The organism is Thermococcus chitonophagus, assembly GCF_002214605.1.
Classification (GTDB): domain Archaea; phylum Methanobacteriota_B; class Thermococci; order Thermococcales; family Thermococcaceae; genus Pyrococcus; species Pyrococcus chitonophagus.
In genome coordinates this window covers 401,833-420,574 of sequence record NZ_CP015193.1, presented here as the reverse complement: position 1 = coordinate 420,574, position 18,742 = coordinate 401,833, and the positions used below count along the sequence as shown (strand labels likewise).

Sequence of the window (18,742 nt, the reverse complement as noted above, 5' to 3'; positions counted from 1 at the left end):
ACAATATTTTATAGTGGTGAAAGTTAATGAAGGCTATTATCTTGGCTGCAGGTAAAGGGGAAAGGCTTAGACCCTTGACCGATGACAGACCAAAGGTTATTCTTAAAGTTGCCAATAAGCCCATTATAGAGTACGTTATAGAAAATCTTGACCCCTTTGTCGACGAATTCATAATAGTGGTTAGATACATGAAGGAAAAGCTAATCAACCTCCTAGGAGATGAATTCCACGGAAAGCCGATAACTTACGTGGAGCAAGTGGAAGGAGAAGGGACAGCCAAGGCCATATACTCCGTAAAGGACTACATTGAAGAAGGTGAAGAATTCTTTGTGGTTAATGGAGACATATATTTTGAAGAAGATGCCGTACGAGGATTGTTACATGTCTTTAAGAAAAACAACGCCGATGCAGGGCTAGTAGTTAAGAAATTCGACGATTTAAGCCAGTTTGGATTGGTAGAAGTTGATGGCGGATTAGTTAGGGGGATAAGGGAGAAGCCTGGGAAGATTAGTGGATTTGCAAACTTAGGCATTTACATCTTCAAGAGCGATGTTTTCAGATTCATAGAGAAAACGGAGATCAGCGAGAGAGGGGAATACGAAATAACCGATACCCTAAACCTGATGCTTGCATCTGGAAAGAGAATTGCCTATTATGAGTACAAAGGCTACTGGAACGACATAGGAAGACCTTGGAACCTTCTCGAGGTCAACGAGTACATACTGAAGACGAAGCTGAAGCATGGCATAAGAGGAAAAGTCGAAGAGGGCGCCGTAATAATACCGCCAGTTGAAATTGGGGAGGGTACAGTTGTAAGATCTGGGAGCTATATCATAGGGCCTGTAAAAATCGGAAGGAATTCTATTATTGGCCCCAACTGCTTCATAAGGCCTTACACAAGCATCGGCGACAACTGCCATATAGGAAATGCCGTTGAGATAAAGAATTCGATAATAATGGATCACTCCAACGCACCCCACCTCAATTACGTTGGAGATTCTATAATAGGCGAGAACACTAACCTTGGGGCCGGAACAATAACTGCGAACTTAAGGCACGATAATAGGACGATAAAAGTCGAAATTAAAGGAAAGCTTGAGGATTCTGGCAGGAGAAAGCTTGGGGCAATTATAGGGCATAATGTTAAGGTAGGAATTAACGTCACCATTTATCCTGGGAGAAAGATAGGAAGCAATGCATTTGTTGGCCCTGGGGTTATAGTTGACAAGAACATACCCCCGAACGTTCTTATTGTAGTTAAGCAGGAAAAAATGGTGGTAGAGAGATGAGCATTATCCCTTACCTTAACTTTTTCTCTAGGCTAATCTTATTTATAGTGGCCGTCTATAAAGCAGTGAGAACTAGAGAAAAAGGTTGGACAATTCTCTCTATAGCATTTCTAGTTTCAGTTATGGATATCGAGAATTACATTCTGAAGCCCCTAGGAATTTCAATAAATCCCACAGTATATCCAATAGTTAGCAAGATACCAAACTTCTATATTGGGATTTTAACGCTAGGCGCAGCGTTTATGCTAAAATACGGCAATATAAAACCTAAGCACATTTTAATTGTTGGTACAACTCTCATGGTCTCATATGTATGGATATTCGCTATGGCCATTGGGATTTTTAAGGGAAATTTCACCTTAAGATCAATAGTTCCTTCTTTTATCCTTGGCGGTTCAACCCTCTATCTCGCCATAGTCCTCTGGGAGTATGTAGTAGAGAAGAGAAGTCTCCAAATACTTTTTCCACTCGGTTTAGCAGGTGTAGGATTATTAAACCTCACGTATCCATTTACTAGAGAGATTAACTGGTTTTACCCTCTAGCTTTCTTCGGAGCTGCCATTTTTAGGTTAATGGCTGCCATAGGAGCCCTAAAGATGATAATTTTCTCACCTAAGGTTCCAGAAAAAAGATCAATTCAAGCGCTAAAGCCAGGAGCCTATTGGACGGAAGATGAAGCTAGGGCACTTGAAATAGCGCGCAAGATGAACACTGTCATGATAACGAGGAGGTATCCTGTGAAAAACAATGGGAATGCTCTTGTTTATTGGATAACAAAGGTCAAGGAAGGAGAGATAAAAGAAAACGTTTACGCAATCTCACCAACTAAGATAGACATACTTACAGACTTAATCGCGAGGGCGTTCAGGTTGGGTTATAATCTACTATACATAGATGCCGTAGAGTTCCTGATACTAGAGAACGGTTTCAAGGCAACGGCAAAGTTCCTGTATACGGTGAAAGACATAGCAATAGGAAACAACGGAAGCGTGATACTAGTTCTGAATCCAAAAGTTCTACAAGAAAATCAATTGAAAATAATAGAGAGGGAGTTTCAGAAACTCTGAAGCTCCTTAAGGTAGAGGCCGTATTTTACAAGGGCGTAAACAGCGTCAACACCATCCTCGACGGTCTCAAACACCGGAACTCCCTTCTCCTCTATTCTCCTGGCCATCTTCTCCGGGAATTCTCCTCCCGGGGCCACGAACACTATTGGCTTGCCGTACTCTTGTACTTTTTCCATTACATCAACGATGCCTTCATCCAAGGCTGGACTCTGGAACAGGGCTATAACTGCCAAAACATCAACGTTTGGATCTTCCAAGGCATACCTTATCGCAAGTTCGTACCTGCTTGAGGGGGCATCTCCTATGACGTCAATCGGGTTCTTGTAGCTCATGTGCTCGGGCAACTTCCCCTCTTCGATAGCCTTTCTGAATTTCTCCCTTGTTTCCTCACTAAGCTCAGCCAGCTTTAGACCGGCCTCAAGTAATCCATCACTCATCATAACTCCAGCACCACCACCATTGGTCACTATTGCCACTCTATCTCCCTGTGCAGGCTTTTGCATCGCTAAGGCCTTTGCGTAGTTGAAGAGCTGTCTCATGCTCTTGGCGGAGAGAACACCGCTCTGCTCAAACGCCGCCTCGTATATCTTATAACTTCCAGCCAGAGAGCCAGTATGAGACGCGGCAGCCTTCGCTCCCGCTTCCGTTCTCCCGGCCTTTAGGATTATCACTGGCTTTACCTTCGTAGTCTCCTTCGCTACATTGAAGAACTTTCTTCCATCCTTAACGCCCTCTATGTAGGCCGTTATTACCTTCGTTTTTGGATCATCCTTTAGATAGAGCATGAAGTCGCTTTCATCTAGGTCAGCCATGTTACCTAAGCTGATGAACTTGCTCATTCCAACTTCATGCCTAGCGGCCCAGTCTAGTATTGCCGCTCCAAAGGCTCCGCTCTGGCTCATGAAGGCAATTGAACCGAACTTCGGCCTCGCCTGTCTCTCCGGGGGGTTAAAGTTACAGTCAAAGCCGTTCTCTAGGTTGGTAACTCCAAGGCAGTTGGGACCAACTACCCTTATCCCCCACTTTCTTGCCCTTTTTACGAGCTCCTCCTCCAGATCCGCCCTACCAGCCTCTTTGAACCCTGCGGAAATGACAACTGCGCCTTTAACGCCTTTCTCTCCACATTCATCTATTACGTCGGGAACGAATCTCGCAGGAACTGCTATTACAGCAACATCAATCTCATCGGGAATTTCTTTTACACTCTTATAGACTTTAAACTTCTTTCCATTGACCTCTATTTCTCCCCCCTTAACGTTTACAGCGTATACCTTCCCATTGAAGTTTGCCGTTATTGAACGCATTATTGCATTGCCAACCTTCCCTGGAACATGTGATGCTCCTATTACTGCAACGCTCCTAGGGTAGAACAAGAAGTCTAACTCTCCGGCCATGTGAAACCACCTAACCGAGGAGAGAAGTTTTACATATATAAAACTTTCCAACTTGGATTAAATATCCAAAAGCTTAAAGAGCTCTTTTGATTTTTCGACATACTTATGAGAGTACAGGAACGTCAGGAAATTTAGGAAGTGAATGAGGGTTATTTCATTGAGATCTACCTTAGCTACTTTCTCAATCAAAGGTTGTGAATCCAGCTCTATAGCGTTGAATACCTCCTCAAGTATTCGAGTAAATTTTTCTTTATCCTTTATCCCAACACCCGCCTCCTCCAGTATACTTATCAACTTGGCCATTTCTCTTATGAGGTAAGTCCTTCTAAACTCCTCCACGTCCTTGCTTGGACCCACCCTAACTAAGAAAAGGAGTGCTACCCTACCATAAACCGTTTCATTGCCCAGTTTTTCAACTTCTTCCACTAAACCGGCATCCTCAAGGGCTTTTATATGTCTGTATATTGTCGATCTATCTTTTCCTAGGGTTTGGGCTATCTCTGAAATTGTCATTGGATGATTCCTTAAAAGACTAAGTATTTTGATTCTTGTAGGGTCTGAAAGCACTTTTAGTTGCTTTGGATCTGAAATTATCATTACATCCTTCCTACACATCAGTACTCCTCCAACTTATCCTGGGGTGTTTCCCCTTCTTCAACAATCTTTTTACCCGCAGCAACCATGTCGATGCTGTGAACAACACCTCCAAATTCCTCGATAGTCCTGACAATTTCATCATAATTAAGATTATCTCCAACGATCGTTATCTTAACGTTCTCAGTCTCCTTGTCTATCTCAACCAAAGTTATGTTGACCCCCTCAACTCCTTCAAGTTCACTAAGTCCTAGGGCTAATTCGGTAACTAATGGTTGGTGGGGCTTAAGAACGTCCAAAACTAAGAGTCTTATTCCTTTCGCCATTCCCCTCTCTCACCTTTTTAATGTACGACTTAGCTTTTTAAGTAATTCTATGTACTCATCATCCCTACCGAGCTCAGCCATTGCAAGCCATTCCACAGCATGTATTATATCCTCATTCGAGAAGTCCCTTAATTCCTCTTCCCTCTCTTCCATTTCCTTTGAAATTTTCACTTTAACTTCATGCTCCTTCATTAACATCTTGTCCATTATGTCAAGGAGTTCCTCCTCGTTAAACTCATAACCCAGTTTTCTGAAAATGTCAAGCTTAGTCTTTAGTCTTGACCTTGCAAAATACCTTAGTTCCTCATCACCTAAGTATAGGTTTATGTAAAACACGTCGGCCGTTCTCCCATAATACTTCTCGACAAGGTTGCCCTTCATCTCTGTCCTTTTGACCTCGACTAGACCAGCATCCTTCAGCTTTTCAATGTGGTGATATATGGTCTGTGGTGTCTTCCCCAGGATCTCGCTGAGCTGAGAAATGGTCATTTCTTTGTTCCTCAGCAGCTGAAGGATTTTCCTCCTTGTATCCTCAAGCATGACCTTAATAACCTCGGGATCCGTAATTACCTTCACTCTCTTGCTCATCTTCAATTCCCCCATACAATTTTAACGTTCTGATTTATGTTTACATGATACATTAAAACTTTTTCCCTTTATCCCGGATGATTTTAGGAAATTATTCGGATACACATGAGGCAAATATGACATTTAGACTAATAAACTTTCATCTATTGGATTAAATTCTCATTTTCAGGTTTAAAAGCCGAGAGCATACTCATTGTACTAAGGCATTGGTGGATCCTTGTGGGCCAAAGTGGGCCTAAAAATAGTTGCTCTCTCAGAGGAGTTTCGGCTAAAAGAGGAAAGAAGATCAGGGTTCATCTCTACCTTGATAAGGAAGTGGTCGGAGTGATGGAGCGTTTTGCTCTAAACAAGTCCAAATTTATTAATCAAACGTTGAGGTGGGTCTTTTTTGGTGAAGAACCACCAGAATTTGTTAGAAGTCAATGTGGCGGGCCCGGCGGGATTCGAACCCGCGACCTCCGGCTTAGAAGGCCGGCGCCCTATCCTGCTAGGCTACGGGCCCACACCCGGGGTTAAGTTATGAGATCGATTTATAAATTTTGCTTGACCATTCTAATCCAAATACCACTCTTCCCAACCTTCTTGAACCCAAATTTCTCGTAGAGCTTCATTGCCCCATAATTTTTCTCACCAACCCAAAGCTCTATTGTGTCATTGAAATTCTTTAAGAAGTCTAGACAAGTTATCAACAGCTTTTTCCCAATTCCCTTCCCCTGATACGATTTATCTACGACAAATTCATGAATTGCTCCAACTATTCTTCCTTCATACTTGCTGAACCAGTCCTTGTCGCAAACAATGAATCCAACTATCTTATCTCCTATTTTAGCCACGAAGAAGCCATCGGGAGCCTTTTTCCAACACCATAAAATGTAATTCCTGGCGTAATCCTCACCTTCACCACCGTATTCTTCAAGCCCCTTGTACCCTTCCATATAAACCCTTATTAGTTCATTGAGGGTCTTCTCATCGAGTGACTTCAGTCTCTCTATCTTGATTTCGCTCATCGAAAGGGGATAATCTAGGGATTTTAAAAAGGTATGGTGAGTGAAATGCTTGAAGATATCCTGGGAAGATACTTTGATGAAATTCCGCCTTCAGTAGTCAGGGCATGGGAAGTGGCTAGAGAGATGCTCGGAGAGGGAAGCCATGGGCTCTCACACACTTTGAGGGTTCTAAAGCTATCCCTATACATTGGAAATCACGAGGAAGCGGATCTAGAGATTTTAGCCTTAGCCAGCTTATTGCACGATGTCGCCAGGCCTTTAGAAGACAAGGGGCTAATCAAGGATCATGCAGAGGAGAGCGCAAAGATCGCTGGTGAAGTTCTTAAAGACCATCCAAAGGTTAAGGAGGTAGTCCACGCGATAGAGGCACACCGTTTCTCTACTGGGCCTAAGCCTAAAACGCTAGAGGCGAAGATTCTCAGCGACGCTGATAAGATCGACGCTTTAGGTGCCATCGGGATTGCTAGGGTCTTCATGTACTCTGGAGAGCACGGGAGAAGCATAGAGGACTCAATAAGGCACTTCAGGGAGAAGATACTAAAGCTCAAGGACTTAATATATACAAACACCGGAAAAAGAATAGCTCAGGAAAGGCACGAATTTGTCGAGATGTTCCTCAGGCAGTTAGAGAAAGAGCTCAGCGAATTTTGAATTCAACGATCTCTCTAAGGAGATCAAGAATCCTTGAATGTATGCTCATAGGAAGGCCATCCACGGTGACTTCCCTCTTCTTGCTTATCCCATCGATGACCCCCGCACTAACGAGGGCCCTAACGACCTCGATTTCATTGTAGTCCCTGAGTAAGTTGACACCTTCCCTTATTGACATATTGGCCACCAAGCCATAGGCCCCCCAGTTAGAGACGCCGGCAACTATTAGTTCAGTGGTTTTGACTATTGAGTAGTACTTTCCTTTAAGGTTCAAGTTACCCATGCCGATCTCGTTGCCCCCATCTCCGATCCCTATCGTAGGAACTGTAGCTTTAATGAAGAGTTCATCATAGGGGCTAACCCTGATCTCCATACCAGAGAACGAGTAGTACTTGCCGTCACTTGCCCTTCCTGGGGTTTCAACACTGACTAAGCAAGAAAATTCTTTTTTTGGAATTTCCGTTATTATATTTGAGTAGAACTCTTTCAGTGCATCTGCAATTATATCCTCCGTGAGTATCGTTGCCTTCTTACCTACTTCATCTAATGCTAAAGCTAAGGCAAGTGCCCCAGGGGGGCCATCGGTCTCAGGGATCATTAAAGGGGGGATTGGAAAGTCAGCAACTATCAGGACGTCTTTCGAGGAGAGCAGAATGTCCGTTGCATTGTCTATATAGTTCGGCTTAATAGCTTTGTATTTGAGGTATAACTCTTGAACTCCCCTGCCTCCTATGTCCGTGGCTATTAGATGATCAATCACTTTTCTCAACCTCGTAAACGATTATTTTAACTCTCTTCCCCTTAATCGCCTCCTTTAACTCCCACCACAGCCTCGTGGGGTTTTCCTCCCTGTGCACTAGGACGTCGTTCCTAGCCGTCTCTACCCTTCTTTCCTTATATCCGACGAATACCCCTTCCCTTTCAAATATCTTCTTCATTTTCAAGCACCTCCAGAGCTTTCTTCAGCTCGCTTATCGATCTTATTTCAACGTGAGGAACATTAAAACCATTCTCACCCTTTTTATTTACCCACACTCCTTTCATGCCCACGGCTCTAGCACCTAGAATGTCCTGCTCCAAGTTGTCACCAACCATAACTGCATCTTCTGGCCTCACTCCAGCCTTTTCGAGGGCCATTATGAATATCCTGGGGTCTGGCTTTATGGCATTTGCATCGTCCCTCGTAACGACAACATCAAAATACTCAATTATCCCGGTGACCTCCAGCTTTTTCCTCTGATACTTCGGCCCGCTGGTTATAACTCCGAGCTTATACTTTTCCGCTAGGATCTCAAGCAACTCTCTAACCCCAGGATACAACTCCACCTTGTAGGGATATTCCTCAATGAACTCCTCAAACTTATAAGGGAGGCCAAATTTCCGGAAAAAGAAGTTCCAATCATGCCACTCGTAAGTTCCCTTCCTAACCTCTATCTCCCTTAGAAATATCTCCCTTGCCTTGTAAACGGGAATTCCAAGTTTCCTGCTAATCTCCCAGTATATCTTGGGGAGGATCGTCATCACGAGAGGCCACTCCGTTAGCAGGGTTCCATCGATGTCAAAGAACACTGCCTTCACCATTTTCTCACCAAGAGAGCCAGTACTTCCATTCCCTTTATGGCTCTATCCATTTTAACTCCCCATATTATATCCTTCTCTCTGAGTATATCCTGGAACCTCTGAAGAACCCTTGTTACGTCCTCGAGGGATGTCTCTTCGCTTGCGAGGATGTTAATTAACCCTCTCTCCCAAATGCCCCAGTGCCAATCAAAGTCCACAGAAGTTAGCAATCTCAGTATCCCAATGTTGCACCCCTTAACTATCTGCATAAAGTCTGCTAGGTCAACATTAACTAGCATTTGATTGTTAAGGTACTCGTACAGCTTGGTGAACATCTGACCTATCGAGGCAGATGCTTCAAGGTAAGCCTGCCAAATTGGCTTTTCTTCCCTTCCCCTCAGAAATTCCCAGAAAGAGTCGTAGAACACGGTCTCGAAATTTCCTGCCCACCACGGTTTATTCTCAAAAACTAGCTCTTTCCCAGGGGACAAAACGTAAGCAAGCTTGAACAAATCAGAAGGAGAATTATCAAGAATATAAGCTAATATCTCCATGTTCACGGGCTTGTTATCAAATATAATCCATACGTGGGTTCCTTTTTCTATTCTCCACATTATCTCCTCAAGCTTTTTCAGGAATATCTGCTTATGAAATAAGTATGAAGTAGGATCTAGGAATAATTTCCTTGCATTTCCGTACTTTATGCCCCAGACTACCTTCATTCCATTGTTCCCGATCCCAATGAATACGGGTCTCATCCTCCCTCCTCCAAGATAAAAGGAAAAGAATCACTCAAGGGTTGCGTGTTTCTTCCTCATGTCCTTCTCAGTCTTCTGGAACGTGGCCATTAAGAGGGCAATAATCCCATCAAGGAACACCATTGTTGAATCCTCAAAGAGAGTTCCCATCGGCGCGGTCCACTTGTACTGGGTAAGCATCTGCCTCGCTATATAGTCAGTAGGCAGGTCAGTCTTAGTCCTTCCTGGAATTTCAACAACGACATCAGCAAGCTTACCCAGCGTTGAATCTTTGTATGAGGTTATTGCAACTACCTTGCCTCCCTGTTGCTTTGCTATCTCAGCAGCGTCCACTATGGTCTTGGTCTCACCTGAACCGCTGATTGCTATCAAGAGGTCTCCCGGCTCAAAGGCTGGAGTAATGGTTTCACCAACGACGTAAACGTTGAAGTCGAGGTGCATTAGCCTCATGGCAAATGCCTTACCCACGAGACCACTTCTTCCAGCTCCGTAGATGAATATCTTGTTTGCTCCTATCATAGCATCTACTAATCCTCTTACCTCTTCGAGCTTCAGCTTATCTGCAACTTCCTCAATGTGCTCGGTTATGTCCTTCATGGCCTTCCTTATCGTCTTCATGTACTCGTCCCAGAAGAGGTCAATTATCTTTCGTGTGACTTCCTCGGGATCCTTGGCCTTGGTTATCGCACTTCCCACGATAATTATCGTCGCTCCAAGCTCTATGACCTTTGGTATTGTTTCTAAATTTAACCCACCCGCAACAGCAACTGGGACTTTAACGGCCTTTACTACTTTCTCCAGGTCCTCAAGCGGTGATTTACCCTGGGCCTGCTCATCTATTCCGGTGTGAACTAGGATGTAGTGGACTCCCATCTTTTCAAGTTCCTTAGCCCTCTTGACCTTGTCCTTTACCCCTATAAGATCAACCATGACCTTTATTCCATACTTCCTCGCGACCGCAAGGGCGTCCTTTATCGTTTTATCATCGGCAACTCCAAGTATTGAAACGACATCAGCCCCATGCCTCGCAGCCATCTCAACTTCTAGGGCTCCAGTATCCATTGTCTTTAAGTCTGCAACAATCTTCCTGTCTGGAAACCTTCTCTTCAAGAGCTCAACGGCCCTCATTCCCTCCTTCTTTATGAGGGGAGTTCCAACCTCGAGCCAGTGAGCACCGCCACGAGCAGCTTTTTCTGCGATAGAAATGGCCTGCTCTATGTCGGTTAAATCGAGAGCAACTTGGAGGATCATCTCTCACACCCGGTGATGAGTAGGGAAACCCTCTTTTAAACTTTATACTAATTATAGTTCGATGGAAATGAAGGTAATTAGGAAAATTTACTGGACTAAGGACTTCGACAGTAGCCATTTCCTTGAACTGCCTTACGAAAGTAAATGCCTTCGTATTCATGGGCACACATACAGGGTCGAGGTAGAGATCGAGGGTGAGCTCAACGAAAACGGCATGATATTTGACTTCAACCACCTCTCAGAGTTAGCCAAGTTGCTGGATCACAGGCTGATAGTCAGCGAAAAGTGGATCAAGGAGAGCGAAGAGAACGTTACAGTTGAAAAGAACGGCAAAAGGCTTGAGTTGCCAAAAAACGAAGTCGTTATTATTGACAAGCCAAACGTCACTGCGGAGTATCTGGCGGAGTGGTTTGCTGAGAGGATTTTGGAGAAAGCAGGTAAAAACGTCAGGAAAATTAAGGTAAAAGTGTGGGAAGATCCAAGGAGCTACGCCGAGATCACTCTAGAACTTCAAGGATCTTAGCCTTTACTATTCCCTTTCCGCCCGTTGGCTCAACAAGGGTTGCCCCACAAACCAAGCACCTGACCCTAGTTGCAGGGTGGCTGAAGACTATCTGCTCGTTACCACAGTCAATGCACTTAACTCTAAGGAATCTTGACCTTGGCATTGGAATTATGTTCTTGGGCAACGCCATGGCATCACACCTCCACGAGCTCGAACCTCTTCACTCTGAACCCCTTACCTCTCGTGTGGGCCTTACCACATACGGTACACCTGAATCTTAAGTCAAGCTTCTTCACTGGCTTTTCTCTTCCCTCTGGCTTTGGCCTTGGGAATCCTCCGTAACCTTTAAGGATTCTCCTGAATCTCCTCTGACCGGCACTAAGCTCGCTCCTTGGCCTCTTCTTTACCTTCTCGACCTTGTGAATGGTGTGCCTCTTACAAAACGGACAGTAAGTCCTTATCTGCTTTGGATACTTCATATCCTCCACCTCCTCACGGGGCCCGGTGGGCTCCTTTCTCGGACACCCCCGAGCCATGCCCAGTGATCATGCAATCATGGGTGGAAGGTGGGAGTTTAAAAACCTTTACCAATTTTCTAGTGATGATAATCTTAGCCTCTGCAAGCCCAAGGAGGAGAGAAATCCTGGGAAGGTTCTTTGAGATAAAGGTCATTCCTAGTAATGCAAATGAAGAGAGCAACGCGGAGAGGCCAGAAGAAAAAGCCATGGAGATAGCCAGAAAGAAGGCCCTGTCTATAGCTTCAAGCTACCCCAATGAGACGATAGTTGCCGCAGATACAATAGTTGTTTTTGAAAACAGCATCATGGGAAAGCCCAGGGACGAGAGTGAGGCACGAGAAATGCTCAGAATGCTTAGCGGGAGAGTGCACAGAGTCATAACTGGCTACTGCATAATCCACAGGGGGAAAATAACAGAGGGATACGAAGTTACTGAAGTGAAGTTCAGGGAACTAGATGAAGAGCTAATTGACTGGTACCTCAAAACGGGCGAATGGAGGGACAAGGCTGGGGCCTATGGAATTCAGGGCTATGCCTCGGTATTCGTTAAGTGGATCAAAGGGGACTACTACAATGTTGTCGGTCTGCCAATTAAAGTAGTTGTCGAACTGATGAAGCTTGGCCTCAAACCAAAGACATGATTTTTAAGGCTCAACGGAATATCACCTCTGGTGATTGCCATGGAGAATCCTTACGAGATTACCGCGGTTGTAGCAAGGGAAATCCTTGACAGCAGGGGAAACCCAACCGTTGAAGTTGACGTTTACACTAACGTCGGTATGGGAAGGGCCGCGGTGCCAAGTGGAGCATCAACTGGAACCCACGAGGCTGTCGAGCTAAGAGACGGTGGAAAGAGGTACCATGGAAAGGGGGTCAGAAGGGCCGTAGAGAACGTGAACAAGATCATCGCCCCCGAGCTCGTTGGAATGGACGTTAGGTGGCAGAGGGAGATTGACACTCTTCTCCTGGAGCTCGATGGAACCGAGAACAAGAGCAACCTCGGAGCGAACGCAATTCTCGCTGTTTCTTTGGCAGTGGCAAAGGCAGCTGCCGACTCCCTAGACCTTCCGCTGTACAGGTACATAGGCGGTGCAAACGCCTACGTTCTGCCCGTCCCACTCAGCAACGTCATAAATGGTGGAGTTCACGCTGGAAACGAGCTCGACTTCCAGGAGTTCATGATAATGCCGGTTGGTGCCGATTCATTCAGGGAGGCAATAAGGTGGGTGTCCGAGACCTACCACGTCCTCAAGAAGGTGATCATGGAGAAGTACGGCAAGAACGCGGTTAACGTTGGTGACGAGGGAGGGTTTGCCCCACCAATGAAGGAAGTGACCGAGCCTTTGGATGTACTCATAAAGGCCATTGAGGAGGCAGGGTACAAGCCTGGGGATGAAATAGCCCTAGCCTTAGATGCAGCATCAAGCGAGTTCTTCAACGCTGAGATCGGCAAGTACGTCGTTGGGGGGAAGGAGTACACGAGGGAGGAGCTCCTTGAACTTTACAAAGAGCTAACTTCAGCTTATCCGATAGTCTCAATTGAAGACCCATTCCACGAGGAGGACTGGGAAGGCTTCGTTATGATCACCAAGGAGCTCGGAAAGAAGGTGCAGATAGTAGGTGACGACCTCTTCGTTACAAATCCAAAGAGGCTTGTCAAGGGAATCCAGATGGGTGCAGCTAATGCACTGCTGTTGAAAGTCAACCAGATAGGAACCCTAAGTGAAGCCATTGACGCAGCTTACACTGCATTTAGAGCAGGCTACGGAGTTATAGTCTCCCACAGGTCGGGAGAGACTGAGGATTCAACGATAGCAGATCTCGCAGTTGCCTTAAACGCAGGACAGATCAAGACTGGAGCCCCTGCAAGGAGCGACAGGAACGCGAAGTACAACCAGCTAATAAGAATCGAGGAGGAGCTTGAAGGAGTCGCAGTGTACGCCGGGAAGAAGTTCAGAAAGGTCTTCTTCTGAATGTTTTTAAACCTTCTTTTCTTTTAACTCTCATGCTTCCAAGGGCGAAAACATTTATCGAGAAGTTCAGGCTTGAATCGAGCTTAAGGGCCCTTGAGAGGGTAAAGGATGAGCTGCCCCAGGAAGCTTATCTCCGGCTGAAGAGCCTCGTAGAGTTTAGGCTTTATGGAAGGGAGTTTTCTAGGGAACCTTTAGAATTCAAGATAGCCGTCGCTTATTCTGGGGGTAGCGACAGCTCGGCGACCGTTAAGATACTCAGCTGGGCAGGATTGAATGTAGTTCCAATTACGGCAAAGCTACCCCAGATGGCAGAGAAGACCCTTGAAAGGGTGAGATCCCAGGGAGCAGTCCTAGTAGAGGTTCCCAGGTACATGGAAGAAATGGAAAGGCTCATGGAGAAGAGAGCCCCAATCTGCGGCAGATGCCACTCGATGGTGATGAACGCCGTTGAACGGAAAGCTAGAGAGCTGAGCATAAAAGTTGTTGCAAGTGGGGATATGCTAAGCGTTGGTAGCGGTTCCATCTATAAAAAAGATAGCATGATCGTGCTTAATCTGCCGGCTTTTTTAGCACTAAACAAGGCTCAGCTTTTGGAGATCCTTGGTTGGAAGGAGTACGAGCTCAAGTTTGGCTGTCCCCTCTGGAGAGAGGCCGTAAAGAAGGCACCGATAATGAAGAGATTTGCAATTCAGAGGATATTGAGGGAGCTGAGGGCAGGTGCTTTGACTGAGGAAATGGCAAAAGAACTCATAATGGACGTTCTTAGAACTTAAACGAACCTTGCAGGCCTTAAAGTTTTCACGCTTATTTCCTTCCCTACAGTTACCCTGAAGCCCTCTTTGGCCACGTACGTTTTAATCCCCGTGACGTTCTGGATGAACTCGGCCTCCTTGTACGGACCAGCAAAGTGCATCTTCATTCCAGCGTGGGTCATTATCAAAACCTCGGGCTTTTCTTTCATGGCCTTCACCATGTACACTACATCCTCCGTGCATAGGTGGTAGGGAATCCTCATATCCCTGGGCCTCGTGACTGAAGCTATCAAAACCCTAGCCCCCTCGTGCCACTCGATGAGCTCATCGAAGTACTGAGTGTCCGGAATGTAAGAGATGTCCCCATAAGAGGTCTTTAACCGGAATCCTATCGTCGTTGGATCGCTGTGGATGGAAGGAGTTATTATCATTTCCTCCTGTCCTATCTTGAACCTGTCCCCAGGGTTAGGGGCGTGCACTTCCTCGAGGGCGTCGAGGTGATACTTGCTCAGTGCAGGGGTGTGGTTTTCATCTCCATGGACTACGCTTTTTGAGCCAATGAGTATCCCCCTCTTCTTGGTAACCCCATACGTCATTCCCTCAACCAAAACCTCCGCATCGTTGCAGTGGTCGGTGTGTCTGTGAGAAATGAAGAGAACGTCGATCTTCCTGGGGTCTATCTTGTACCTCCACATCCTAACTAACGCTCCAGGCCCAGGATCAACATAGATATTCTTGCTCGCCTTTATGAAAAAGCCCCCGGTAGCCCTTGCCTGAGTTATCGTGACGAACCTCCCACCACCGCCACCGAGAAAAGTTATCTCTATCATCTCACACCTCCCCCATAACATCACCTGCTCAATTTTTAAGCGTTCTTAAAGGCTTAAATACGTGAATTTAGCGTAAGTTATTGAGGGATTAAGCATGATACTTGACGCTGACTACATCACCGAAGATGGAAAACCGATTATAAGGATTTTCAAGAAAGAGAACGGCGAGTTTAAGGTTGAGTACGACAGAAACTTTAGGCCCTACATCTACGCCCTTCTCAAAGATGACTCGCAGATTGATGAAGTTAAGAAGATAACAGCCGAGAGACACGGGAAGATAGTTAGGATCGTCGATGTTGAGAAGGTTAAGAAGAAGTTCCTGGGGAGGCCGATTGAGGTTTGGAAGCTGTACTTTGAACATCCCCAGGATGTTCCCGCGATAAGAGATAAGATAAGGGAGCATCCCGCAGTTGTTGACATCTTCGAATACGACATTCCTTTCGCGAAGAGATACTTAATAGACAAGGGACTAATCCCAATGGAAGGAGATGAAGAGCTTAAATTGCTAGCATTTGATATCGAAACCCTATATCACGAGGGAGAGGAGTTCGCAAAGGGCCCGATAATAATGATAAGCTATGCAGACGAGGAAGGAACCAAGGTCATAACGTGGAAGAAGGTTGACCTCCCGTACGTCGAGGTAGTTTCCAGCGAGAGGGAGATGATAAAGCGGTTCCTTAAGGTGATAAGGGAGAAGGATCCCGATGTTATAATTACCTACAACGGCGATTCCTTCGACCTTCCTTACCTAGTTAAGAGGGCCGAAAGGCTCGGGATAAAGCTACCCCTGGGAAGGGACGGCAGTGAGCCAAAGATGCAGAGGCTTGGGGATATGACAGCGGTGGAGATAAAGGGGAGGATACACTTCGACCTCTACCACGTGATCAGGAGAACGATAAACCTACCAACGTACACCCTCGAGGCAGTTTACGAGGCAATCTTCGGAAAGCCAAAGGAAAAGGTTTATGCCCACGAGATAGCTGAGGCCTGGGAGACTGGGAAGGGACTGGAGAGGGTTGCAAGGTACTCGATGGAGGATGCGAAGGTAACGTACGAGCTCGGCAAGGAGTTCTTCCCAATGGAGGCCCAGCTTTCGAGGTTAGTTGGCCAGCCCCTGTGGGACGTTTCTAGGTCTTCAACAGGCAACTTGGTGGAGTGGTACCTCCTCAGGAAGGCCTACGAGAGGAATGAATTGGCCCCAAATAAGCCGGATGAGAGGGAGTACGAGAGAAGGCTAAGGGAAAGCTACGCCGGAGGGTATGTTAAGGAGCCCGAAAAGGGACTTTGGGAAGGATTAGTATCCCTGGACTTCAGGAGCCTGTATCCCTCGATAATAATAACCCATAACGTCTCACCGGACACGCTGAACAGAGAAGGGTGCAGGGAATATGATGTCGCCCCAGAGGTCAAGCACAAGTTCTGCAAGGACTTCCCGGGGTTCATCCCCAGCCTGCTCAAGAGGTTGTTGGATGAGAGGCAAGAAATAAAAAGGAAGATGAAAGCTTCTAAGGACCCAATCGAGAAGAAGATGCTTGATTACAGGCAACGGGCAATCAAAATCCTGGCAAACAGCTATTATGGCTACTATGGCTATGCAAAAGCTCGTTGGTACTGTAAGGAGTGCGCAGAGAGTGTTACGGCCTGGGGAAGGGAGTATATAGAGTTCGTAAGGAAGGAGCTGGAAGAAAAGTTCGGGTTCAAAGTCCTGTACATAGATACAGATGGACTCTACGCCACTATTCCTGGGGCAAAACCTGAGGAAATAAAGAGGAAAGCCCTGGAGTTCGTAGAGTACATAAACGCCAAGCTTCCCGGATTATTGGAGCTTGAGTACGAGGGCTTCTACGTCAGAGGGTTCTTTGTCACGAAGAAGAAGTACGCGTTGATAGATGAGGAAGGGAAGATAATCACCAGGGGACTTGAAATAGTCAGGAGGGACTGGAGCGAAATAGCCAAAGAAACCCAAGCAAAAGTCCTTGAGGCGATCCTAAAGCACGGTAATGTTGAGGAGGCCGTAAAGATAGTTAAGGAGGTAACTGAAAAGCTGAGCAAGTACGAGATACCTCCAGAAAAACTCGTTATTTACGAGCAGATCACCAGGCCCCTCCATGAATACAAGGCTATAGGGCCGCACGTTGCCGTGGCGAAAAGGTTAGCTGCTAGGGGCGTAAAGGTGAGGCCCGGCATGGTCATAGGGTACATAGTACTGAGGGGAGACGGGCCAATAAGCAAGAGGGCGATTCTTGCTGAAGAGTTTGACCCCAGGAAGCATAAGTATGACGCTGAGTATTACATAGAAAATCAGGTTTTGCCCGCAGTTCTTAGGATATTGGAGGCCTTTGGGTACAGAAAGGAGGATCTCAGGTGGCAGAAGACTAAGCAGACGGGTCTTACGGCGTGGCTTAACGTCAAGAAGAAGTAGTGTTTATATACTCATAATGCGAGTATTAAATTGGTGAGAGGATGGCGGTACTAAGCATAAGGATTCCGGATGAGCTAAAAGAGAAGATGAAGGAGTTCGACATAAACTGGAGCGAGGAGATCAGGAGGTTCATAAAAGAAAGGATAGAGTACGAGGAAAGAAAGAGAACCCTCGAGAAAGCCTTAGAGCTAGCTAAAAAAAGTGGAAGTGTGAGTAAGGGTTTCTCAGCAAGAGCAGTGAGGGAGGATCGTGATAGTCATTGATGCATCCGCCCTGGTTATGGTAGTGCTTCAAGAGCCAGGATGGGAGAAAGTGCCAATTGGATCAGAAGTAGCTACTTTGGACTACGCATACGTAGAAGGAATGAACGCCATATGGAAGGCCGTGCGATGGAGAGAACTTACAAGAGAGCAGGGAAGGATGAAAATAACCGTGCTTAGGATGATGAAAAGCTCAATAACAACTTACAGAACAGAAGATTTCTTCGAAAGAGGGTTGGAGATAGCGCTTGACGAAGGAATAGCAGTATACGATGCCTTTTACATAGCCCTAGCCGAGTCCTTGGATGCGAAGTTAGTTACGGCCGATGAGAAGCAGTACAAAGCAGCTAAGAACTACGTCCCCGCGAAGCTCGTATGAACCTGTAAATATCAACCTTGATCCTTTCAAGTCTTTTCCTGTGGAAGAAGAACTGTGCGGGGATCTCGATCTCAGTAGTCAGCCTATGAGTAACTACAAAATTATTTTCCTGGGAAAACCTCTCTATAAACTTCCTAACCTCGGGTTTTGCCAGATGGATTGAGTACACCACATCAGAAACTTCAAATGCCTTCAATAAGAAGGGCCTATCAGCATGCTTCCGCTGGCTTCCAAAGGGAGGATTCATAACCACTGTGTGGACTTTCTCGCTGAACTCACTAACGTCCCCTATAATCACCTCAACGTTATCAAAATCTTTGACGTTCTCCTTAAGCACCTCAACCGCCTCAGGATCAACTTCAACCGCATAAACCTTCTTAGCTCCAAGCAATAAAGCGCCAACAGTCAAAACTCCAGTTCCTGCCCCTAAGTCGGCAACAACCTTACCTTCAATGTCCCCCAGAGAATATGCGAGCCATAGGAGTTCTGATGCCGCATTCCCTGGGGTTCTGTACTGCTCTAGCCAGGGCTTAGGGTTTCTGAAGCCCTTCAGCTTTGATAGCATAATTGCAAGTTCCTTTTTCCTCATCACCACGCAATAATTTTTAATCGTTTAAG

At 45.9% G+C, this 18,742-nt stretch carries 24 protein-coding genes and 1 tRNA gene; 10 read left to right on the top strand and 15 right to left on the bottom strand.

The annotated features are described in order from the left end of the window. Window positions 1–26 precede the first annotated feature (26 nt). Entirely contained in the window at window positions 27–1,289 is a 1,263-nt protein-coding gene (glmU, locus tag A3L04_RS02310; protein ID WP_068576350.1) for a bifunctional sugar-1-phosphate nucleotidylyltransferase/acetyltransferase, read from the top strand. Next, window positions 1,286–2,356, top strand: coding sequence for a DUF835 domain-containing protein (locus A3L04_RS02305; RefSeq protein WP_068576348.1), 1,071 nt, complete (start codon window positions 1,286–1,288; stop codon window positions 2,354–2,356). The genes glmU and A3L04_RS02305 overlap by 4 nt, the downstream gene beginning before the upstream one ends. Here A3L04_RS02305 and A3L04_RS02300 read toward each other — a convergent pair. The 6 genes from A3L04_RS02300 to A3L04_RS02275 all read right to left on the bottom strand — a co-directional run bounded on the left by A3L04_RS02300 (window position 2,344) and on the right by A3L04_RS02275 (window position 6,265). Further along, window positions 2,344–3,750 carry an acetate--CoA ligase family protein gene (locus A3L04_RS02300; RefSeq protein WP_068576346.1) on the bottom strand — a complete coding sequence of 469 codons (1,407 nt, stop codon included), beginning with the start codon at window positions 3,748–3,750 and terminating at the stop codon, window positions 2,344–2,346. The genes A3L04_RS02305 and A3L04_RS02300 overlap by 13 nt on opposite strands. 57 nt (window positions 3,751–3,807) lie before the next feature. After that, entirely contained in the window at window positions 3,808–4,365 is a 558-nt protein-coding gene (locus A3L04_RS02295; RefSeq protein ID WP_068576345.1) for an ArsR/SmtB family transcription factor, read from the bottom strand. Then, entirely contained in the window at window positions 4,365–4,670 is a 306-nt protein-coding gene (locus tag A3L04_RS02290) for a DUF211 domain-containing protein (protein ID WP_068320238.1), read from the bottom strand. The genes A3L04_RS02295 and A3L04_RS02290 overlap by 1 nt, the downstream gene beginning before the upstream one ends. 9 nt (window positions 4,671–4,679) lie before the next feature. Further along, window positions 4,680–5,258, bottom strand: a complete 579-nt coding sequence (locus tag A3L04_RS02285) for a winged helix-turn-helix domain-containing protein (protein WP_068576344.1) — start codon at window positions 5,256–5,258, stop codon at window positions 4,680–4,682. A gap of 425 nt (window positions 5,259–5,683) precedes the next feature. Then, window positions 5,684–5,760 (bottom strand) — tRNA-Arg (locus tag A3L04_RS02280). A 28-nt stretch (window positions 5,761–5,788) separates the two neighbouring features. Beyond that, window positions 5,789–6,265 (bottom strand): GNAT family N-acetyltransferase, encoded by a 477-nt coding sequence (locus A3L04_RS02275; RefSeq protein ID WP_068576342.1) that lies wholly within the window; start codon window positions 6,263–6,265, stop codon window positions 5,789–5,791. A 33-nt stretch (window positions 6,266–6,298) separates the two neighbouring features. Between A3L04_RS02275 and A3L04_RS02270 the strand changes: the two genes are divergently transcribed. After that, a complete protein-coding gene (locus tag A3L04_RS02270; RefSeq protein WP_231963840.1) occupies window positions 6,299–6,916 on the top strand; it encodes an HD domain-containing protein in 618 nt (205 codons plus the stop codon). On the opposite strand, the gene A3L04_RS02265 is transcribed toward A3L04_RS02270, so the two are convergent. The 5 genes from A3L04_RS02265 to hxlAB are packed head-to-tail and all read right to left on the bottom strand — an operon-like array spanning window position 6,903 to window position 10,485. Next, window positions 6,903–7,676: a glutamate cyclase domain-containing protein gene (locus tag A3L04_RS02265; protein WP_068576340.1), complete on the bottom strand. Its 774-nt coding sequence runs from the start codon at window positions 7,674–7,676 to the stop codon at window positions 6,903–6,905. The genes A3L04_RS02270 and A3L04_RS02265 overlap by 14 nt on opposite strands. After that, window positions 7,669–7,854 carry a hypothetical protein gene (locus tag A3L04_RS02260; RefSeq protein WP_068576338.1) on the bottom strand — a complete coding sequence of 62 codons (186 nt, stop codon included), beginning with the start codon at window positions 7,852–7,854 and terminating at the stop codon, window positions 7,669–7,671. Before A3L04_RS02260 ends, A3L04_RS02265 begins: the two co-directional genes overlap by 8 nt. Further along, window positions 7,838–8,497, bottom strand: coding sequence for a TIGR02253 family HAD-type hydrolase (locus tag A3L04_RS02255; RefSeq protein ID WP_068576336.1), 660 nt, complete (start codon window positions 8,495–8,497; stop codon window positions 7,838–7,840). Before A3L04_RS02255 ends, A3L04_RS02260 begins: the two co-directional genes overlap by 17 nt. After that, window positions 8,491–9,234, bottom strand: a complete 744-nt coding sequence (locus A3L04_RS02250; protein ID WP_172799779.1) for an FtsZ/tubulin family protein — start codon at window positions 9,232–9,234, stop codon at window positions 8,491–8,493. The genes A3L04_RS02255 and A3L04_RS02250 overlap by 7 nt, the downstream gene beginning before the upstream one ends. Window positions 9,235–9,264: 30 nt before the next feature. Next, window positions 9,265–10,485: a bifunctional 3-hexulose-6-phosphate synthase/6-phospho-3-hexuloisomerase gene (gene hxlAB / locus A3L04_RS02245; RefSeq protein ID WP_068576334.1), complete on the bottom strand. Its 1,221-nt coding sequence runs from the start codon at window positions 10,483–10,485 to the stop codon at window positions 9,265–9,267. Between the two features lie 67 nt (window positions 10,486–10,552). Here hxlAB and A3L04_RS02240 point away from each other — a divergent pair, with 67 nt between their 5' ends. Further along, the gene (locus A3L04_RS02240; RefSeq protein ID WP_088859098.1) at window positions 10,553–11,008 is read left to right on the top strand and encodes a 6-pyruvoyl trahydropterin synthase family protein; all 456 of its coding nucleotides are present in this window, start codon (window positions 10,553–10,555) and stop codon (window positions 11,006–11,008) included. Here the strand turns inward: A3L04_RS02240 and A3L04_RS02235 are convergent. Together A3L04_RS02235 and A3L04_RS02230 are read right to left on the bottom strand one after the other, a co-directional pair. Continuing rightward, on the bottom strand, window positions 10,983–11,174 hold the full coding sequence (locus tag A3L04_RS02235; RefSeq protein ID WP_172799795.1) for a 30S ribosomal protein S27e: 192 nt from the start codon (window positions 11,172–11,174) through the stop codon (window positions 10,983–10,985). The genes A3L04_RS02240 and A3L04_RS02235 overlap by 26 nt on opposite strands. 10 nt (window positions 11,175–11,184) lie before the next feature. Further along, window positions 11,185–11,469, bottom strand: a complete 285-nt coding sequence (locus A3L04_RS02230) for a 50S ribosomal protein L44e (protein ID WP_068320254.1) — start codon at window positions 11,467–11,469, stop codon at window positions 11,185–11,187. 122 nt (window positions 11,470–11,591) lie between these two features. Between A3L04_RS02230 and A3L04_RS02225 the strand changes: the two genes are divergently transcribed. From A3L04_RS02225 to A3L04_RS02215, 3 genes are read left to right on the top strand one after another with little or no spacing between them, the layout of a single operon-like run. After that, window positions 11,592–12,149: a Maf family nucleotide pyrophosphatase gene (locus tag A3L04_RS02225; protein ID WP_068576331.1), complete on the top strand. Its 558-nt coding sequence runs from the start codon at window positions 11,592–11,594 to the stop codon at window positions 12,147–12,149. Window positions 12,150–12,188: 39 nt separating this feature from the next. After that, entirely contained in the window at window positions 12,189–13,481 is a 1,293-nt protein-coding gene (gene eno, locus A3L04_RS02220; RefSeq protein WP_068576329.1) for a phosphopyruvate hydratase, read from the top strand. Window positions 13,482–13,513: 32 nt separating this feature from the next. Then, entirely contained in the window at window positions 13,514–14,254 is a 741-nt protein-coding gene (locus A3L04_RS02215; RefSeq protein ID WP_068576327.1) for an ATPase, read from the top strand. On the opposite strand, the gene A3L04_RS02210 is transcribed toward A3L04_RS02215, so the two are convergent. Then, window positions 14,251–15,063: an MBL fold metallo-hydrolase gene (locus tag A3L04_RS02210; RefSeq protein WP_068576325.1), complete on the bottom strand. Its 813-nt coding sequence runs from the start codon at window positions 15,061–15,063 to the stop codon at window positions 14,251–14,253. The two genes, A3L04_RS02215 and A3L04_RS02210, sit on opposite strands and share 4 nt — an antisense overlap. 94 nt (window positions 15,064–15,157) lie before the next feature. Between A3L04_RS02210 and A3L04_RS02205 the strand changes: the two genes are divergently transcribed. Genes A3L04_RS02205 through A3L04_RS02195 form a run of 3 tightly spaced genes read left to right on the top strand, consistent with a single transcriptional unit; the run spans window position 15,158 to window position 18,124 of the window. Next, window positions 15,158–17,485 (top strand): DNA polymerase, encoded by a 2,328-nt coding sequence (locus A3L04_RS02205; RefSeq protein ID WP_068576323.1) that lies wholly within the window; start codon window positions 15,158–15,160, stop codon window positions 17,483–17,485. Window positions 17,486–17,526: 41 nt separating this feature from the next. After that, the gene (gene vapB / locus A3L04_RS02200) at window positions 17,527–17,748 is read left to right on the top strand and encodes a type II toxin-antitoxin system VapB family antitoxin (protein ID WP_068576321.1); all 222 of its coding nucleotides are present in this window, start codon (window positions 17,527–17,529) and stop codon (window positions 17,746–17,748) included. After that, on the top strand, window positions 17,735–18,124 hold the full coding sequence (locus A3L04_RS02195; RefSeq protein WP_084448844.1) for a type II toxin-antitoxin system VapC family toxin: 390 nt from the start codon (window positions 17,735–17,737) through the stop codon (window positions 18,122–18,124). Before vapB ends, A3L04_RS02195 begins: the two co-directional genes overlap by 14 nt. On the opposite strand, the gene A3L04_RS02190 is transcribed toward A3L04_RS02195, so the two are convergent. Further along, window positions 18,093–18,713, bottom strand: a complete 621-nt coding sequence (locus tag A3L04_RS02190) for an METTL5 family protein (protein WP_068576318.1) — start codon at window positions 18,711–18,713, stop codon at window positions 18,093–18,095. The genes A3L04_RS02195 and A3L04_RS02190 overlap by 32 nt on opposite strands. Window positions 18,714–18,742: the final 29 nt, after the last annotated feature.

Coding starts and splice junctions, on each gene's coding strand:
- A3L04_RS02285 (WP_068576344.1), bottom strand. CDS start 5,258: ATGAGCAAGAGAGTGAAGGTAATTACGGATCCCGAGGTTATTAAGGTC.
- A3L04_RS02250 (WP_172799779.1), bottom strand. CDS start 9,234: ATGAGACCCGTATTCATTGGGATCGGGAACAATGGAATGAAGGTAGTC.
- A3L04_RS02270 (WP_231963840.1), top strand. CDS start 6,299: ATGGTGAGTGAAATGCTTGAAGATATCCTGGGAAGATACTTTGATGAA.
- hxlAB (WP_068576334.1), bottom strand. CDS start 10,485: ATGATCCTCCAAGTTGCTCTCGATTTAACCGACATAGAGCAGGCCATT.
- A3L04_RS02215 (WP_068576327.1), top strand. CDS start 13,514: ATGCTTCCAAGGGCGAAAACATTTATCGAGAAGTTCAGGCTTGAATCG.
- A3L04_RS02305 (WP_068576348.1), top strand. CDS start 1,286: ATGAGCATTATCCCTTACCTTAACTTTTTCTCTAGGCTAATCTTATTT.
- A3L04_RS02210 (WP_068576325.1), bottom strand. CDS start 15,063: ATGATAGAGATAACTTTTCTCGGTGGCGGTGGTGGGAGGTTCGTCACG.
- A3L04_RS02255 (WP_068576336.1), bottom strand. CDS start 8,497: ATGGTGAAGGCAGTGTTCTTTGACATCGATGGAACCCTGCTAACGGAG.
- A3L04_RS02300 (WP_068576346.1), bottom strand. CDS start 3,750: ATGGCCGGAGAGTTAGACTTCTTGTTCTACCCTAGGAGCGTTGCAGTA.
- A3L04_RS02295 (WP_068576345.1), bottom strand. CDS start 4,365: ATGTGTAGGAAGGATGTAATGATAATTTCAGATCCAAAGCAACTAAAA.
- A3L04_RS02190 (WP_068576318.1), bottom strand. CDS start 18,713: ATGAGGAAAAAGGAACTTGCAATTATGCTATCAAAGCTGAAGGGCTTC.
- A3L04_RS02225 (WP_068576331.1), top strand. CDS start 11,592: ATGATAATCTTAGCCTCTGCAAGCCCAAGGAGGAGAGAAATCCTGGGA.
- A3L04_RS02290 (WP_068320238.1), bottom strand. CDS start 4,670: ATGGCGAAAGGAATAAGACTCTTAGTTTTGGACGTTCTTAAGCCCCAC.
- eno (WP_068576329.1), top strand. CDS start 12,189: ATGGAGAATCCTTACGAGATTACCGCGGTTGTAGCAAGGGAAATCCTT.
- A3L04_RS02205 (WP_068576323.1), top strand. CDS start 15,158: ATGATACTTGACGCTGACTACATCACCGAAGATGGAAAACCGATTATA.
- glmU (WP_068576350.1), top strand. CDS start 27: ATGAAGGCTATTATCTTGGCTGCAGGTAAAGGGGAAAGGCTTAGACCC.
- vapB (WP_068576321.1), top strand. CDS start 17,527: ATGGCGGTACTAAGCATAAGGATTCCGGATGAGCTAAAAGAGAAGATG.
- A3L04_RS02230 (WP_068320254.1), bottom strand. CDS start 11,469: ATGAAGTATCCAAAGCAGATAAGGACTTACTGTCCGTTTTGTAAGAGG.
- A3L04_RS02240 (WP_088859098.1), top strand. CDS start 10,553: ATGAAGGTAATTAGGAAAATTTACTGGACTAAGGACTTCGACAGTAGC.
- A3L04_RS02275 (WP_068576342.1), bottom strand. CDS start 6,265: ATGAGCGAAATCAAGATAGAGAGACTGAAGTCACTCGATGAGAAGACC.
- A3L04_RS02260 (WP_068576338.1), bottom strand. CDS start 7,854: ATGAAGAAGATATTTGAAAGGGAAGGGGTATTCGTCGGATATAAGGAA.